The sequence below is a fragment of the Actinomadura chokoriensis genome (assembly GCF_039529475.1).
Taxonomy (GTDB): domain Bacteria; phylum Actinomycetota; class Actinomycetes; order Streptosporangiales; family Streptosporangiaceae; genus Spirillospora; species Spirillospora bangladeshensis.
On sequence record NZ_BAAAMW010000006.1, the window covers coordinates 51677 to 67556 of the forward strand.

Genomic DNA, 15880 nt, shown 5'->3' on the forward strand with positions numbered 1-15880 from the left:
TGGAAAGATCACCCCATGTCCGACGACTCCGCCGACCTCCGGGCGCATCTGGACGCCCTCAACGCGCCGCGGCCGACCCGCGCGTGGCGGCGCCGCACGCTGGAGCTGCTGGCCGACCCCGCCGCCCGCGACGCGGTGCTGCGCAGGGTGCGCTGGTACGCGACGAAGGAACCGGACCTCGTCGGCGGCCGGCCGTTCTCCGACCCGTCGCTGCGCGCCGAGCCGGGCGCCCGCGGCCGGGTGTGGGCCGCCGCGCTGCTCGGCGACCCGGGCGTGGTCCCGCTGCTGGACGTCATCGTGCGCCGCGCCGCCGGGGTGACCCGCGAGTTCGAGCCGTCCGCGAAGCTGGCGGGCGGCGCGGTCAACGCGCTCGGCGAGTTCGCCGACCCGCACGCGCTGGACGTCCTGCGCGGGCTGAGCCGCGACGTCCGCTACCCCGGCCTCGGCCGGCAGATCGCCGCGGCGATCGAGGCGGCGGCGGCCCGCCGCGGCATCACGCCCGCGCAGCTCGTCGAGCGCGGCGTGCCCGCGCACGGCCTCGGCCGGGACGGCTCGCTCGCCCGCGACATCGGCGCCTACCAGGCGGTCCTCGTCATCGACGACCCGCTGACCGTCCGGCTCACCTTCACCGGCGCGGACGGGCGGCCGCTGCGGACCGTGCCGGGCGCGCTCAAGGTCCCGTTCGCCGCCGAGATCAAGGAGCTGAAGTCTTTGGTGAAGCAGGTCCGCGCGACGCTCGCCGCCGAGCGGACCCGGGTCGAGGCGCTGATGGCGGTCGAGCGCGCCTGGCCGTTCGCCGAATGGTGCCGGCACTACCGCGACCACCCGGTCACCGGCGTCGTCGCGCGCGGCCTGATCTGGGAGTTCGAGGGACCGGACGGCATCTGGCACGCCGCCACCCCCGGCGAGGGCGGCGTGCTGGTCACGGTGGACGGCCGCGCGCTGCCCGTCCCGTCCGGCGACGCCCGGGTGCGGCTGTGGCATCCGGCGCGGGCGTTCCCGGGCGCGGTGCGCGCCTGGCGCGGCTTCGTGACCGGCAACCGGATGACGCAGTCGTTCAAGCAGGCGTTCCGGGAGACCTACCGGGCCTCCCCGGCCGCCGCGCCCGGCCCGGGCATCGACGGGGCCCTGCGCCGCGTGTTCGCCGAGGGGGAGTGGCGGGTCAGCCACCACGACGACACCCGGTTCGAGCGGAAGGTCGCCGGCCGCTGGCGGGAGGTCCGCCCCGCGGACGTGCCGCCGCTGGTGTTCAGCGAGGGGACGCGGGAGGTCGACCTGTTCCTCCGCGTCACCTCGATCACCGAGGAGGAGCCGTTCGGGGAGCCGTCCGCGAGCGCCGGGATCCGCGGCGACGCGCTGCGCCGCGTCCTGCCCGGCACGCGGATCGCCGGCCGCTGCTCGGTCGAGGGCCGGTTCCTCGCCGTCCGGGGCGAGCTGCGCACCTACAAGATCCACCTGGGGTCGGGCGGGGTGCTGATGGAGCCCGGCGGCACCCGGCTGCGCGTCGAGCCGTCCCGCCGGCCGGGGCAGAAGGGGCTGTTCCTGCCGTTCGAGGACGAGCTGCTCGCGCAGATCCTCGGCACCGCCTTCCTGCTCGCCGCCGACCACAAGATCACCGACGAGGCCGTGCTGCGGCAGATCAGACGAGGTGCCTGATGGATCTGGCCGGCCGCCTGCTGCGCGCCATGACCGACCCGGCCCCCGAGGACGCCGAGGAGTTCCGCACCTGGTACGCCGAGATGCGGCGGCTGTCCGACACCGAGGTCGGCGGCCTGCTGCCCGTCGCCTACGGGCTGGGCCGCGCGCCGGACCACGTCTCGACCTGCGTCCGGTTCATGGTGGAGGAGGAGGTGAGGCAGCGCCAGCCGCGCTTCACACCGGAGGCGTGCGAGCGGATGTTCGCGGCGCTCGTCGACGGACTGAAGGCCCGGAAATGGGCCGATATCGCCCTCGGTGCGGCGGCGCTGGCCCGCTGCCAGGGCACGTGGCCCGACGTCGCCGGCCCGGCGGGCACGCTGGTCGAGTTCCTTCTCCGGAACGAGCGCGACGAGAAGCCCTTCGCCATCCTCGCGGTCGCCGGGGTCGCGGGAGACGACGTCCTGCGGCGCACCGCGCAACGCCTTCGCCCCGACAGGAGGGGCGAGATCGCGCTGGCCGAGTTCGACGTCGCCGTCCGGCTCGCTCCCGAGGAGCGGATACTGCTGGCCGAGCTATGCCGGAGCCCCACCTACGACTCCCCGCCGCCCCTCCCGGACGTGTGGGAGCGCGTCGCCGCGATCCCCGCCTATGCCCGGTTCGCAAGGCATGCCCTGGAGACCGCCGCCGCCCGCGCACGCGCGATCCAGGACGGCGAGATCCCCTACCGGGCCGACAAGGCGTTCACCACCGACGAGGTCGAGACGCTCGGCCGCACCGCGCGGCTGGTGCTGCTGCGGGACGAGCCGTGGCTCCCCGCCTTCTTCGACCGCCTCCTCCCCGACATCGCGATCGCGCCCACCGAGGCGAGGACGCTGCCGTCGCAGGCGCTGCTGTACGAGATCGTCCGTGCCGCGCAGGACTTCCCCACGCCCGAGCTGGTCACCGCGATCCGGAACGTCCGGCGGAACGTCCGGCACGCGGGCGTGCCCAAGCAGCTCGACAAGATGCTCAAGAAGGCCGACGCGGCCCTCGCCGAGCGCACCGAGGTCGCCCTCCGCCTCCCCGAGCCCGGGGACCTCCGCCGCGAGCTCGGCGACTACACAGCCGTCGTCACCGTCACCGACAGGGCCGAGCTGGCCTTCGAGAAGGACGGCAAGGCGCTGAAAGGCGTCCCGGCGCCCGTCCGCCGCGACCACAAGGACGAGCTGAAGGAGCTGCGCGACCTCGTCAAGCGCCTGAGCGCCCAGCTCGTCACGCTCGCGCGCGCCCTGGAGGGCGGCTTCACCGTCGATGCGACCCACCCCTTCGGCCGCTGGCGGGACACGCTCGTCCGGCACACGATCGCCGGGCCGACCGTGCGCCGCCTGATCTGGGAGATCGAGACCGCCCCCGGCGCGTGGCGGGCCGTCCTGCCCGAGACCGACGGCCTCCCGGACGCCGCCGACGACGCGGCCGTCCGGCTGTGGCACCCGATCAGGTCGGAGCCCGGCGAGGTGCGGGCCTGGCGCGATCTGCTGATCGAGCGGCGGATCCGGCAGCCGTTCAAGCAGGCGTTCCGCGAGATCTACCTGCTCACCCCGGCCGAGGAGGAGACGGGGACCTACTCCAACCGGTTCGCCGCGCACCTCGTCCACTACCGGCGGATGTTCGCGCTGTTCCGGGCGCGCGGCTGGACCAGCCGCCTGCTCGGTCCGTGGGACGGCGGCGGCTCGGACGAGGCGGCGCGGATCCTCGCGGCGGGGGAGTGGCGGGCCAGGTTCTCGCACGTCCTCGCCGACTGGGAGGACGGGCAGGAGATCGCCGGCACGAACCGGGTCCTGTTCGACCGCCGCGCGGACGGCGCCTGGCGGAACGCGCCGCTCGCCGACGTCCCGCCGCTGGTGTTCAGCGAGGCGATGCGCGACGTCGACCTGTTCGTCGGCGTCGCCTCGATCGCCGCCGACCCGATGTGGGAGGACGGCGAGGCGCACGAGTACTGGGTCCGCGAGTGGCACGCCGACCTGAACGAGTCCACGCGGACGCGGAAGGACGCCCTGGCCCGCATCCTGCCCCGCACGAAGATCGCCGACCGGTGCTCGATCGACGACCGCCACCTGGTCGTGCGCGGCCGGCTGCGCACCTACAAGATCCACCTGGGCTCGGCGAACATCGCGATGGAGCCGGACGACGCGTTCCTGTGCATCGTCCCCGAACGCCGCGCGCTCGGCGCCAAGGTCTTCCTGCCCTTCGAGGACGAGCGCCTCGCCCTGATCCTCAGCAAGGCGTTCCTCCTCGCCGCCGACGACACGATCACCGACGAGTCGATCCTCACGCAGATCAAGCGAGGTGCCTGATGCCCGCCGTGACCTTCCGGGACGAGACCGCGGCCGGCACCCCGGTCGCCGAGGCCCGGATCGAGGCGCTGCCGGAGCGGATGACGGTCCGGGAGCTGATCAGGCTCCGGGTCCGCGAGGAGGTCGCCCGGCACAACGCGCGGCCGTCCGACCGGTTCAACGGCCTGGTCCGCCCGGACGGCGCCGAGGCCGAGCTGAACGGCTACCGCCTCCGCGAGCCGCGCCGGATCGACTGGGAGCGGCAGGCCGACATCGCCGAGAAGGCGTTCCTCGCCAACGGGTTCTTCGTGCTCGCCGGAGACCGCCAGGTCGAGGACCTGGACGAGGAGATCGACCTCACCACCGACCCCGACCTCGTCTTCATCAAGCTCATCGCGCTCGCCGGCGGCTAGCCGATCAGGCCGAACTCGTGCGCGCGGATGCCGGCCTGGAAGCGGGTGTCGGCGTCCAGCAGGGTGAGGATCTCCGCGACGCGGCGCCGGTAGGTGCGCAGCGACATGCCGAGCCGCCGCGCCGCCGCCTCGTCCTTCAGCCCGCCGCCGAGCAGCCCCAGGATGCGCCGGCTCTCCTGCGACAGCGCGGGCGGCCGGTCGCGGCGGTACTCGGCCAGGTCCACCGCCGTCTCCCAGGTCGCCCAGTACAGGGACACGACGCCCTTCACCACGCCCGGCGACCGGACGACCGTGTACTCGCGCACGCCCGCCACCGCCGGGCCCGCGAGGATCGCGACGCGCCGGTCCACGATGATCGTCTCGTGCGGGAGCGGGGCCGGGCAGATCCGCACCCGGAGCCCGGCCCGGGCCAGCTCGACCAGGTGCCGCTCGGACTCCTCGTCCGCGAGCGCCGCCGGGCTGTAGAGCTTGAAGGCGGCGGGCCGGGGATCGAGCCGGTGCCGCTCGGCGACGAGCCGCTCCCGGGACCCCGGCAGCGCCCAGGTGCGCAGGTCCGTCGCGGCGCAGGCGAACTCCTCGCACGCGGAGAACAGCCGCCCGGCGCGCTCGACCAGCTCGGCCTCGCCGCGCAGCACCACGTTCCGGTCCACATCAACGCTCATCGGTACCGAGTCTGCCACGCGGACGGGTGGCAGCAACCTGCCAGCGGCTCGCCCCGGCCGCCGCCGCACAGCACCGTGGAACCCATGACGACACAGAACACCTTCGACATCGGCGGCGATCTCCGGGTCAACCGGATGGGATTCGGCGCGATGCGGCTGCCCGTGAGCACCCTCCACGGCCCCGCGAACGACCGCGGCACCGGTGTGAAGATCCTTCGCCGGGCCGTCGAGCTGGGCGTCGACCACATCGACACCGCCGCGTTCTACTACCACCAGGACGGCCTCGCGGCGAACGAGATGATCCGCGCGGCGCTGAGCCCGTACCCGGACGGACTGGTCATCGCCACTAAGGTCGGGCCGTACCGGGGACCGGACGACCCGATCCCGTCCGGGCAGCTCCCCGCGTCCGGGCTGCGCGCCGAGGTGGAGCGGAACCTGCGCGAGCTGGGCCGCGACCACCTCGACCTCGTCTACCTGCGGCCCGGCGGTATGGAGGACCCGGGGGACGACCCGATCGGGGAGCGTTTCGAGATCCTGGCCGGGCTCCGCGAGGAGGGCCTGATCCGGCATCTCGGGCTGAGCCACATCAGCGCGGCGCAGCTCGCCGAGGCGCGCGCGATCGCCCCGGTCGCCGCGATCCAGAACCGCTTCGACATCACCCAGCCCCAGGACACCGAACTCCTGGAGATCTGCGAGCGCGAGCACATCGCCTACGCGCCCTACTTCCCGCTCGGCGGGTTCGGCATCCCCGACGACGCCCGCGTCAGCGCCGTCGCCGCGCGGCACGGCGCCACCGTCCCGCAGGTGCTCCTCGCGGGCCTGCTCGCCCTCTCGCCCGTGATGCTGGCGATCCCCGGCACCGGCTCCCCGGACCACCTGGAGGAGAACACGGCCGCCGCCGACCTGGTCCTCGGCGAGGACGATCTCGCCGCATTGCGGAGCTAGTCCCCGCATCCGCCCGGACCGTTTACCCTGGACAGGTTTTTGCGTACAGGGGGAGACCATGTCGACGACGCGGCTGCTGGTGCTCGGCGGGGTGCGGCGGTTCGGGCGGGCGCACGGCTACGAGGTGCGCCGGGAGCTGATGTCGTGGGGCTCGGACGAGTGGGCCCACGTGAACCCGGGCTCGATCTACCACGCGCTGAGGCAGCTCGCCAAGGAGGGCCTGCTGCTCGCCCACGAGGTGGAGGAGAGCGAGGCGGGGCCGCCGCACACCGACTACGAGATCACCGACGCGGGCCGGGCGGAGTTCCTGCGGCTGCTGCGCTGCGCCCTCGCGACCATCGACATCCGGCATCCGGAGATGCTGACGGCCGGGCTCGGGTTCCTCACCGAGCTGCCCCGCGCCGAGGTGATCGAGCTGCTCCGCCGCCGGCTGGACGGGCTGGCCGAGTGGCGCGCGTCCGTCGCCCCGCACCTGGACGAGCAGGAGCCGTCCGACCATGTGCGCGAACTACTCGGCTACTGGGTCCACTCCGCCGAGTCCGCCACGCGGTGGACGCGGGGGCTGATCGAGCGGCTGGAGTCCGGCGCGTACGTCATGGCGGGCGAGACCGCGCCCGGCTAGCCCCGCCGCACCGGGCGGGCCGTCAGGTGTCGACGAACGTGCGCGGGACGATCACCCGCAGCGCGTTGCCGCGCAGCTTGATCGAGACCGGGGTGCGGCCGCGGATCTCGCCGTCGACGTCCACCCGCATCGGCGGGTCGGTCTCGATCTCGACCTCCGCCGTGGTGAGGAACGCGTCCTCCTCCAGGGACCGCCACTGCCCGGTGAGGACGTGCCGGGCCGTCGCCGACGCCAGCCGCAGCCGCCGCTCGTCGCCGAGCCGGTAGACGGCGAGCAGCCGGTCGTCGGGGCTGGCGTCGCGGGCGATCCGCTGCCCGCTGTGGTGCGCCCCGTTCGCGATGTTCAGCTGGTGCGTCGCGACCTCGCGGGTCTCCCCGTCGATCGTGATGCGCGCGGTGAACGCCTCGTGGCCGGGCAGCAGCCGCGCCGCCGTCAGCGCGTACGCGGGCCGCCCCACGAACCGCTTCAGCGCGTGCGGGACGTTCTCGGCGACCTGCACCGACAGCCCGAGGCTCACCATGTTCGCGAAGATGTGCTCGCGGTCGGCGCCGGGGCCCGCGCCCTGCGGGTCGCCGGTCGACTCGAACCAGCCGACGTCCACGTCCGCGACCTTGCCCGCGTCCGGCCGGCCGATCGCGAGGGTGCGGACCGCGCCGGGCAGGTCGAGCGGAAGCTCCAGGCTGCGGGCGAAGTTGTTGGTGGTGCCGAGCGGCAGCACGCCGAGCGCGATGTCGCGGTGCGCCAGATGCCCGACCGCCTCGGCGACCGTGCCGTCCCCGCCGCCGACGACCACGAGGTCGGGCTCCAGCGCGAGGACGTCGGTGAACAGCTCGCGCAGCCGGGTCGGGTCGGTGACCGGGAACACGTGCGGGAACTCCAGGCCCGCCTCGCGCAGCAGCCGGCGGGCCGTGCCGTAGAGCCGGCGGCCCCGCCGGGACCGGGAGTTGATCACCAGCACCGCGCGCCCGCCGCCCGCGATGGCCGACTCCAGCTCCGCCTTGCTCCGCATCTCGACGCTCCGCATCTCGACCGGTCGCCCTCCTCGTCCGCGCCACCCTACAAGGAACGTGGAACCGGAAACTCCGGCCCGACATTTTATAAACCCATTGCACGGCGTTGAAACATGGCGCCGAGTGGGGATCCTTACAAATAACGTACTTCTGATTGACCCGGGGCGGAAAACATGCGGCCGAGCGGCTTGGCGGGGGCGGGATTCGACGGCGCGGGCGTGGTGGGCGAGCGCCGGCTCCGGCGCCGGGTGCTCGATCTCGCCGTCCGCTCGCCGCTGCTGGAGGACGCCGCGCACGTCCGCCTCCTGCTGCCGCGCGGCTGGTCACGGGACGCCTCCCGCACCTGGCCGGTGCTCTGGCTCTTGCACGGCCTCCCGCACGGGCCGGGCGGCGGCGGCCACACCGCCTGGAGCGACCACACCGACATCGAGGAGTTGACCGAGGACGCCGGCGTGATCGTCGTCATGCCGGACGGCGGCCCGTGCGGGAATTACACCGACTGGTGGAATCGCGGGGGCGGCGGCGTGCCGAAGTGGGAGACGTTCCACCTCTCCGAACTCCGCCAGATCCTGGAGGCCGGATACCGCGCCGGCCCGGCCCGCGCCGTCGCCGGGAACGCGATGGGCGGCCTCGGCGCGCTGGCGTACGCGGCGCGGCACCGCGGCATGTTCCGGGCGGCGGCCTCCTTCAGCGGCCCGGTGCACACCCTGTACCGCGACCCGGCCGGCCTCGACGTCGCCGACCTCGTCGAACTGGGCGTCGCGATCGGCGCCCCGTTCCTCGACTGGACGGACGTGTGGGGCGACCCCGACGAGCAGCGCGTCGTGTGGCGGCAGCACAACCCTTACGACCTCGCCGGCCGCCTCGCGGGGGTCCGCGTCCACGTGAGCAGCGGCGACGGCATGCCGGGGCCGTACGATCCGGGCTCCCCAGGGGACGAGGGCGCCGCGGCGGACGTGCTGGAGGCGCTCGCCTGCACCGTGTCCCGGGAGTTCGCCGGCAAGCTCGGCAAGCTCGGCATCCCCGTCACCACGCACTTCTACCGGGGCACCCACACCTGGCCCTACTGGCGGCGCGAACTGCGCGCGGCGCTGCCCGCCCTGCTGGCGGAGATCACCTGACCGGCGGCTAGGGTCGGGGCGTGGCCGAACCTCGTTCTGATGCAGCCGTCCCCGCGTTCTGGCAGGCGCTCGGGCTGCCGGGCATCATCGACGTCCATGTCCACTTCATGCCGCAGCGGCTGATGAGCGCGGTCTGGGGGTACTTCGACGACGCGGGCCCGCTGATCGGGGCCGAGTGGCCCATCCACTACCGGGACTCGGAGGAGGAGCGGCTGGGGTTCCTGCGCGGCCTCGGCGTCCGCGCGTTCACCTCGCTCGCCTACCCGCACCGCCCCGGCATGGCCGAGTCGCTGAACGAGTGGACCGCGCGGTTCGCCGCCCGCGTCCCCGAGTGCGTCCAGACCGCGACGTTCTTCCCCGAGCCGGGCGTCGAGGACTACGTCCGCCGCGCGCTGGACGCGGGCGCCCGCGTCTTCAAGGTGCACCTCCAGGTCGGCGGGTTCGACCCGCGCGCCAAGGAGCTGGACGCGGTGTGGGGGATGCTCGCCGAGGCAGGGGTGCCCGCGCTCGTCCACGCCGGGTCGGGCCCGGTCGCGAACGGCTACACCGGCCCCGGCCCGTACGGGGAGGTCCTCGCGCGCCATCCGGGGCTGACGACGATCGTCGCGCACCTGGGCGCCCCGGAGTTCGAGGGCTTCTTCGCGCTCGCCGACGCCCACGAGCGCGTCCACCTGGACACCACGATGGTCTTCACCACGTTCGCCCGGCTCGCCGCGTTCCCGGACGCGCTGCTGCCCCGGCTCCGCGACCTCGGCCTGGCGGGGCGGATCCTGCTCGGCACCGACTTCCCGAACATCCCCTACGAGTACGCGCACCAGCTGGAGTCGCTCGCCGCCCTCGGCCTCGGCGACGACTGGCTGCGGGCCGTCTGCTGGCGGGGCGCCGCCGAGCTGTTCGGACTGCCGTAGGGCGCCGGCCGCCCGTTTCACGGATTTTCACGCCGGACGGCTGGTCATTCCGGGACCCGATCCCCGTTCTTGACAGCCGGTGTGGCGGCCGCGACTTTGGGAGCGCTCCCACACCGTTGAATGAGGTCCCCCCATGAGAGCGCGTCTGAAGAGTTGCGCCGCCCTGGCCGCGGCCCTGCTCGCGATCCCCCTCTACTACGTGGCCCCCGCCTCCGCCGCGACGCGGATGTGCGGCGCCACCGACACCACCCCGGTGAGCGGCGGCGCCTACATCGCGCAGAACAACATCTGGGGTGCGGACACCCCGCAGTGCATCACCGTGGACGGGACGTCGTTCACGGTCGACTCGTCCGGGCACAACAACTCCACGAGCGGCGCCCCCGCCGCGTACCCGTCGTTCTTCAAGGGCTGCCACTGGGGCCAGTGCACGTCCAGCAGCGGCCTCCCGGTGCGGGTCGGCGACATGCCGTCCGTCACCAGCGACTGGAGCACGACCCAGCCGGCGTCGGGTTCGTACAACGTGTCGTACGACCTCTGGTACGACTCCCACCCGAGCACCACCACCGACCCCGACGGCGCCGAGGTCATGATCTGGCTCAACCACCGGGGCGGCGTGCAGCCGGCCGGGACCCGGGTCGCGAGCGGCGTGCAGATCTCCGGCGCCACCTGGGACGTCTGGTACAGCCGGATGAACTGGAACTACATCGCGTTCGTCCGCACGTCCGGGACGACGTCCGTCGACGACCTCGATCTGGCGGCCTTCACCCGGGACGCGGTGGCGCGCGGCTACATCCAGAACGCCTGGTACCTCATCGGCGTCGAGGCCGGGTTCGAGCTGTGGCAGGGCGGGGCGGGCCTCGCGACGAACTCCTTCGGCGTCGACGTCGGCGCCACGGCCCCGCCCACCACCGAGCCGCCGACCACGCCGCCGCCCTCGTCCGGCGAGGGCTGCTCGGCCGCGCTGCGCACCGACAACTCCTGGAGCGGCGGGTTCACCGCCACCGTGACCGTGACGAACGACGGCGACGCGCCGCTGTCCGGCTGGTCCGCGGACTGGACGTTCTCCGGTGACCAGCGCGTCACCAACGGCTGGAACGCGACCGTGACGCAGAGCGGATCGTCCGTCCACGCCGTCAACGCGGGCTACAACGGCGCCGTCCCCGCGCACGGCTCGACGAGCTTCGGCTTCCAGGGCACCGGCTCCGCCCCCGGCGCCCCGGCCGTCACCTGCACCGCCCGCTGACGGATCTGGGAAGAGGAGAACGACACATGACCGGGTCCTACGGAACCAAGCGCATCCTCCTGATCTTCATGGCGGCGCTGCTCGCGCTCGTGTTCGTCCCCGGGGCGGTGCCCCGGGCGCACGCGGCGGCCGGCACCGGGTACTGGCACACCAGCGGCCGGCAGCTGCTCGACTCCAGCGGGCAGCCGGTGCGGATGACGGGCATCAACTGGTTCGGCGCCGAGACGTCCAACTTCTCCCCGCACGGCCTCTGGACGCGCGGCTACAAGGACATGCTCGACCAGATGAAGAGCCTGAAGTACAACACGCTCAGGCTCCCGTACACCAACCAGCTGTTCGACTCCGGCAGCGCGCCGAACAGCATCGACTACACCAAGAACCCGGACCTGCAGGGCCTGAGCGGGCTGCAGATCCTCGACAAGGTCATCGGCTACGCGGGGCAGATCGGGCTCAAGGTCGTCCTGGACCGGCACCGCCCCGACGCGGGCGGCCAGTCCGCGCTCTGGTACACCGACGCCTACCCCGAGTCGCGCTGGATCTCCGACTGGGAGATGCTCGCCCGGCACTACGCGGGCAACACCACCGTCATCGGCGCCGACCTGCACAACGAGCCGCACGCCCCGGCCTGCTGGGGCTGCGGGGACCAGTCGAAGGACTGGCGGCTCGCCGCCGAGCGGGCCGGCAACGCGATCCTCGCGGTCAACTCCAACTGGCTGATCATCGTCGAGGGCGTGGACGGCTACAACGGCGACAACTACTGGTGGGGCGGCAACCTGCAGGGCGCCGCGCAGTACCCGGTGCGGCTGAACGTCGCGAACCGGCTCGTCTACTCGGCGCACGACTACGCCACGTCCGTGTACCCGCAGCCGTGGTTCGACGACCCGGACTTCCCGAACAACCTCGCCGCGATCTGGGACAAGAACTGGGGCCACCTGTACAAGAACAACGTGGCGCCCGTCCTGCTCGGCGAGTTCGGGACGACCCTCACCGACACGCGCGACCAGGCCTGGCTGCGCACGCTGATGGCCTACCTCGGCACGGGCGCGAGCGGGATGTCCTTCACCTTCTGGTCGTGGAACCCCAACTCGGGCGACACGGGCGGCATCCTCAACGGCGACTGGACGACCGTCAACACGGCCAAGCAGGCGTACCTCGACCCGTACCTGCTCGGCGCCTTCGACGGGAGCGGCGACCCCGGCGGCGGCGATCCGGGTGATCCGCCGGCGGTCTCCTGCAAGGTCGCGTACACGGTGCAGAACAGCTGGCAGGGCGGCTTCACCGCGCAGGTGACGATCACCAACAGCGGCTCGGACCCGCTGAACGGCTGGACGCTGGAGTTCGCCTTCCCCGGCGACCAGAAGGTCAGCCAGGGGTGGAGCGCGACGTGGTCCCAGTCCGGTGACGACGTGACCGCCAAGAGCATGGCCTGGAACGGCGCCGTGGCGCCGGGCGCGTCGCTCACGGTCGGGTTCCAGGCGACCGGCTCGTCGTCCGGCACGCCCGCCGAGTTCGACCTCAACGACCAGCCCTGCGAGGCGTGATGTCGCGCAGGGCACTGCTCGCCACCGTCCTCGCGGCGGCGCTGCTCCCCTGGGCGGCGCCCGCCGCGCGGGCGGCGGACGGCCCGGCGCTGACCGTCGACCCGTCCGCGTCCCGGCACGCGATCAGCCCGTACGTCTACGGGATGAACTTCGCCGCCGAGGACCTCGCGAAGGAACTGCGGCTCCCCGTCCGGCGGTGGGGCGGCAACGCGACCACCCGCTACAACTACCTCTACGACGAGACGAACCGGGGCTCGGACTGGTACTTCGAGAACGTGCCGGGCCCGGCCCCCGACCCGGCCGCGCTGCCGGACGGCTCGGAGACCGACCAGTTCGCCGAGCAGGACCGCCGGACCGGCACCGACACGATCCTGACCGTCCCGCTGATCGGCTGGACGCCGAAGGGCCGCGACTACACCTGCGGCTTCAGCATTGAGAAGTACGGGCCGCAGCAGAAGGCCGACAGCGAATGGCGGCCGGACTGCGGCAACGGCGTCAAGACGGACGGCACCAACGTCACCGGCAACGACCCGACTGACACCAGCGTCCCGGCCGGGCCCGCGTACGTCACCGACTGGCTGGCGCACCTGACCGGCAAGTACGGGACGGCGGCGGACGGCGGCGTCCGGTTCTACAACCTCGACAACGAACCCGATCTCTGGCACGCGACCCACCGGGACGTCCACCCGAAGGGCGCGGGCTACGACGAGATGCGCGACCAGACGTACGCGATCGCGTCCGCGGTGAAGGCCGCCGATCCGGGCGCGAAGACGCTCGGCCCGGTCGGCTGGGGCTTCCAGTCGCTCACGATGTCCGGCCTGGACAAGCAGACGTGCGACGTCCAGGGCGGCGACTGCTGGTCCGACCCGCCGGACCGGGCCGCGCACGGCGGCACGCCCTTCGCGGCCTGGTACCTCCAGCAGATGAAGGCGTACGAGAAGGAGCACGGCACCCGCATCCTCGACTACTTCGACGAGCACCTCTACCCGCAGCAGAGCGGGGTGGCGCTCGGCGGCGCCGGCGACGCGGCGACGCAGGAGCTCCGGCTGCGCTCCACCCGCCAGCTCTGGGACCCCACCTATACGGACGAGAGCTGGATCAACCAGCCGATCCAGTACATCCCGCGCATGCGTGAGCTGGTGGACGAGAACTATCCCGGCACCAAGCTCGCGATCACCGAGTACAACTGGGGTGCGCTCGGCCACCTGAACGGCGCGCTCGCGGAGGCCGACGTCCTCGGCATCTTCGGGCGCGAGGGCCTCGACCTCGCCACGCTGTGGGCGCCGCCCGCCGCCACCGACCCCGGCGCGTACGCCTTCCGGATGTACCGGAACTACGACGGCGCCGGCTCCGCGTTCGGCGACACGTCCGTGCGCGCGGCGAGCGCCGACCAGGACGAGCTGGCCGTGTACGCGGCGCAGCGCTCGTCCGACGAGGCGCTCACGCTGATGATCGTGAACAAGTCGCTCACCGACGACCTCACGAGCACGGTGTCGATCACCGGGCGGACGGGCTCCGACCCCGCGGAGGTGTACCGGTACAGCGGCGCCGACCTCTCGTCGATCGTCCACGCGCCGGACGTGACCGTCGGGTCGGACGGGTTCACCTCGACGTTCCCCGCGTCCTCGATCACGCTGGTCGAGATCCCGGCGGACGACGGCCCGGCCGCGTCGGCGTGCACGGTCGACTACAAGGTCGTCAGCCAGTGGGGGAGCGGGTTCACGGCACAGGTCACCGTGGCCAATACCGGCACCTCGCCCGTCTCCGGCTGGACGCTCGGGTTCGCCTTCGCCGCCGACCAGCGCGTCACCAACGGCTGGAGCGCCGCCTGGGCGCAGGACGGCGCCAACGTCACCGCCCGCAACCTGTCCTGGAACGCCGCCATCCCGCCGGGCGCCAAGGTGCAGATCGGCTTCAACGGCGCCAGCACCGGGACGAACCCGCCCCCGTCCGCCTTCACCTTGAACGGCACCCCCTGCAAAACCTGACCCCTTCCGTTGACCTGCGGCGTGTTGTTGTTATCAGGCGTCTCATAACAACAACACGCCGCAGGTCAACGGGGTCAGTGGTCGCAGGGGGAGTTGCCCGCGTGGTCGTGGGGCTCCCCCGCCGCCATGTGGCGGGGGCCGTGGGCGTCCTCGCAGTGGACGTGCGCGGGCCCGGCCACGTGGTCGACCTCCAGCGTCGTGTGCGTGATCCCGTACGCCTCCCGCAGCAGCTCCTGGAGATCGCGGCGGACGGCGTGGCAGTCGCCCTGCGTGTCGACGAGCACGTGCGCCGACAGCGCCGGGTAGCCGGAGCTGACCTCCCACACGTGCAGGTCGTGGACCTCCTCCACGCAGGGGCGGCGGGCCAGCCGGGCGCCGAGCTCGGACGGGTCGACGCCCGCCGGCGCCGCCTCCATGAGCACCCGGCCCGCGTCCCGCAGCAGCCCGTACCCGGCCTTGACCATCAGCGCCGCCACCACCAGCGAGGCGACCGCGTCGGCGCGGGACAGCCCCGTCGTCCAGACGACGAGGCCGGCCACCGCCGTCGCGATGAACGCGAACAGGTCGTTGAGGATGTGCTGGAACGCGCCCTCGACGTTCAGGCTGCTCCGGTCCGCGCGGCTGATCAGGTAGGTCGCCGCGACGTTGACGGCGATGCCGGCGAGGGCCGTCCAGAACACGAACTGGCCCTCGACGGGCGGCGGGTCGATCAGCCGGCGGACGCCCTCGTAGACGAAGTACGCCGCCAGCAGGATCAGCGTCAGCCCGTTCAGCTGCGCGGACAGGATCTCCGCGCGGCGCAGCCCGAACGTGTAGCCGCCCTTCGGCGGGCGCGCCGCGATGCGCATCGCGACCAGCGCCAGCGCGATCGCGAACGCGTCGGTCATCATGTGCGCCGCGTCGGAGATCAGCGCCAGCGAGCCGGAGACCAGGCCGATGACGACCTCGACCGCCATGAACGCGAGGATGAGCGCCAGCGCGCCGGACAGCAGCCGCCGGTCGGCCCCCGCCGTGATGGCGTGGCCGTGGCCATGGCCGTGCCCGTGCCCGGCCTTGTGGTCCCGGCCGTCCCCGATCATGAGCCTTCCTCCCCGTGGCCGATGTGGGTGAGGGCGAGGTCGAGCAGCATCCGGACGTGCGAGTCGTCCAGCCGGTAGTAGGCCATCCGGCCCGCCCGGCGGACCCGGACGACGCGGTTGGCGCGCAGCAGGCGCAGCGCGTGCGAGACCGCCGACTCCGAGTGCCCGCAGGACGCGGCGATGTCGCACACGCACATCTCGCCCCCTTCGAGCAGCGCGATGATCACCCGCAGCCGGCCGGGGTCGGACAGCAGCCCGAACACCTGCGCCAGCTCGGTGATCGTCTCCGCGCCCGGGAGCGCGGCGGTGACCATGGCGACCTTCTCCGGGTCGACCACCCGGACGGCGCACGCGTCGGCGGCCGCCTCGGCGGGCGCGACATCTGAAGCACTGCTCAT

At 73.0% G+C, this 15880-nt stretch carries 14 protein-coding genes; 10 read left to right on the top strand and 4 right to left on the bottom strand.

Features of this window, described 5'->3' with window-relative positions:
• Nucleotides 1-15: 15 nt before the first annotated feature.
• From ABFX46_RS15520 to ABFX46_RS15530, 3 genes are read left to right on the top strand one after another with little or no spacing between them, the layout of a single operon-like run.
• Nucleotides 16-1656 (top strand): DUF4132 domain-containing protein, encoded by a 1641-nt coding sequence (locus tag ABFX46_RS15520; RefSeq protein ID WP_346042808.1) that lies wholly within the window; start codon nt 16-18, stop codon nt 1654-1656.
• Nucleotides 1656-3971: a DUF4132 domain-containing protein gene (locus tag ABFX46_RS15525; protein WP_346042810.1), complete on the top strand. Its 2316-nt coding sequence runs from the start codon at nt 1656-1658 to the stop codon at nt 3969-3971. Before ABFX46_RS15520 ends, ABFX46_RS15525 begins: the two co-directional genes overlap by 1 nt.
• Nucleotides 3971-4363, top strand: a complete 393-nt coding sequence (locus tag ABFX46_RS15530; RefSeq protein WP_346042811.1) for a hypothetical protein — start codon at nt 3971-3973, stop codon at nt 4361-4363. Before ABFX46_RS15525 ends, ABFX46_RS15530 begins: the two co-directional genes overlap by 1 nt.
• Here ABFX46_RS15530 and ABFX46_RS15535 read toward each other — a convergent pair.
• Complete coding sequence (locus tag ABFX46_RS15535) at nt 4360-5025, bottom strand: DNA-binding response regulator (RefSeq protein WP_346042813.1); 666 nt, start codon at nt 5023-5025, stop codon at nt 4360-4362. The genes ABFX46_RS15530 and ABFX46_RS15535 overlap by 4 nt on opposite strands.
• Before the next feature lie 84 nt (nt 5026-5109).
• Here ABFX46_RS15535 and ABFX46_RS15540 point away from each other — a divergent pair, with 84 nt between their 5' ends.
• Together ABFX46_RS15540 and ABFX46_RS15545 are read left to right on the top strand one after the other, a co-directional pair.
• Nucleotides 5110-5970, top strand: a complete 861-nt coding sequence (locus ABFX46_RS15540; RefSeq protein ID WP_346042814.1) for an aldo/keto reductase — start codon at nt 5110-5112, stop codon at nt 5968-5970.
• 58 nt (nt 5971-6028) lie between these two features.
• Entirely contained in the window at nt 6029-6592 is a 564-nt protein-coding gene (locus ABFX46_RS15545; RefSeq protein WP_346042816.1) for a PadR family transcriptional regulator, read from the top strand.
• A 22-nt stretch (nt 6593-6614) separates the two neighbouring features.
• Here ABFX46_RS15545 and ABFX46_RS15550 read toward each other — a convergent pair whose 3' ends face one another.
• Nucleotides 6615-7616 carry a diacylglycerol/lipid kinase family protein gene (locus tag ABFX46_RS15550; protein ID WP_346042818.1) on the bottom strand — a complete coding sequence of 334 codons (1002 nt, stop codon included), beginning with the start codon at nt 7614-7616 and terminating at the stop codon, nt 6615-6617.
• 174 nt (nt 7617-7790) lie between these two features.
• Here ABFX46_RS15550 and ABFX46_RS15555 point away from each other — a divergent pair, with 174 nt between their 5' ends.
• From ABFX46_RS15555 to ABFX46_RS15575, 5 genes are all read left to right on the top strand, one after another.
• Nucleotides 7791-8723 carry an alpha/beta hydrolase gene (locus ABFX46_RS15555; protein WP_346042820.1) on the top strand — a complete coding sequence of 311 codons (933 nt, stop codon included), beginning with the start codon at nt 7791-7793 and terminating at the stop codon, nt 8721-8723.
• A 20-nt stretch (nt 8724-8743) separates the two neighbouring features.
• Entirely contained in the window at nt 8744-9631 is an 888-nt protein-coding gene (locus tag ABFX46_RS15560) for an amidohydrolase family protein (protein WP_346042821.1), read from the top strand.
• A gap of 133 nt (nt 9632-9764) precedes the next feature.
• A complete protein-coding gene (locus tag ABFX46_RS15565) occupies nt 9765-10874 on the top strand; it encodes a GH12 family glycosyl hydrolase domain-containing protein (protein WP_346042823.1) in 1110 nt (369 codons plus the stop codon).
• Nucleotides 10875-10900: 26 nt separating this feature from the next.
• Entirely contained in the window at nt 10901-12415 is a 1515-nt protein-coding gene (locus ABFX46_RS15570; protein WP_346042824.1) for a cellulase family glycosylhydrolase, read from the top strand.
• Nucleotides 12415-14403: a glycoside hydrolase family 44 protein gene (locus ABFX46_RS15575; RefSeq protein WP_346042826.1), complete on the top strand. Its 1989-nt coding sequence runs from the start codon at nt 12415-12417 to the stop codon at nt 14401-14403. The genes ABFX46_RS15570 and ABFX46_RS15575 overlap by 1 nt, the downstream gene beginning before the upstream one ends.
• Nucleotides 14404-14477: 74 nt before the next feature.
• On the opposite strand, the gene ABFX46_RS15580 is transcribed toward ABFX46_RS15575, so the two are convergent.
• Nucleotides 14478-15482, bottom strand: coding sequence for a cation diffusion facilitator family transporter (locus ABFX46_RS15580; RefSeq protein ID WP_346042828.1), 1005 nt, complete (start codon nt 15480-15482; stop codon nt 14478-14480).
• Nucleotides 15479-15880 (bottom strand): ArsR/SmtB family transcription factor, encoded by a 402-nt coding sequence (locus ABFX46_RS15585; RefSeq protein WP_346042829.1) that lies wholly within the window; start codon nt 15878-15880, stop codon nt 15479-15481. The genes ABFX46_RS15580 and ABFX46_RS15585 overlap by 4 nt, the downstream gene beginning before the upstream one ends.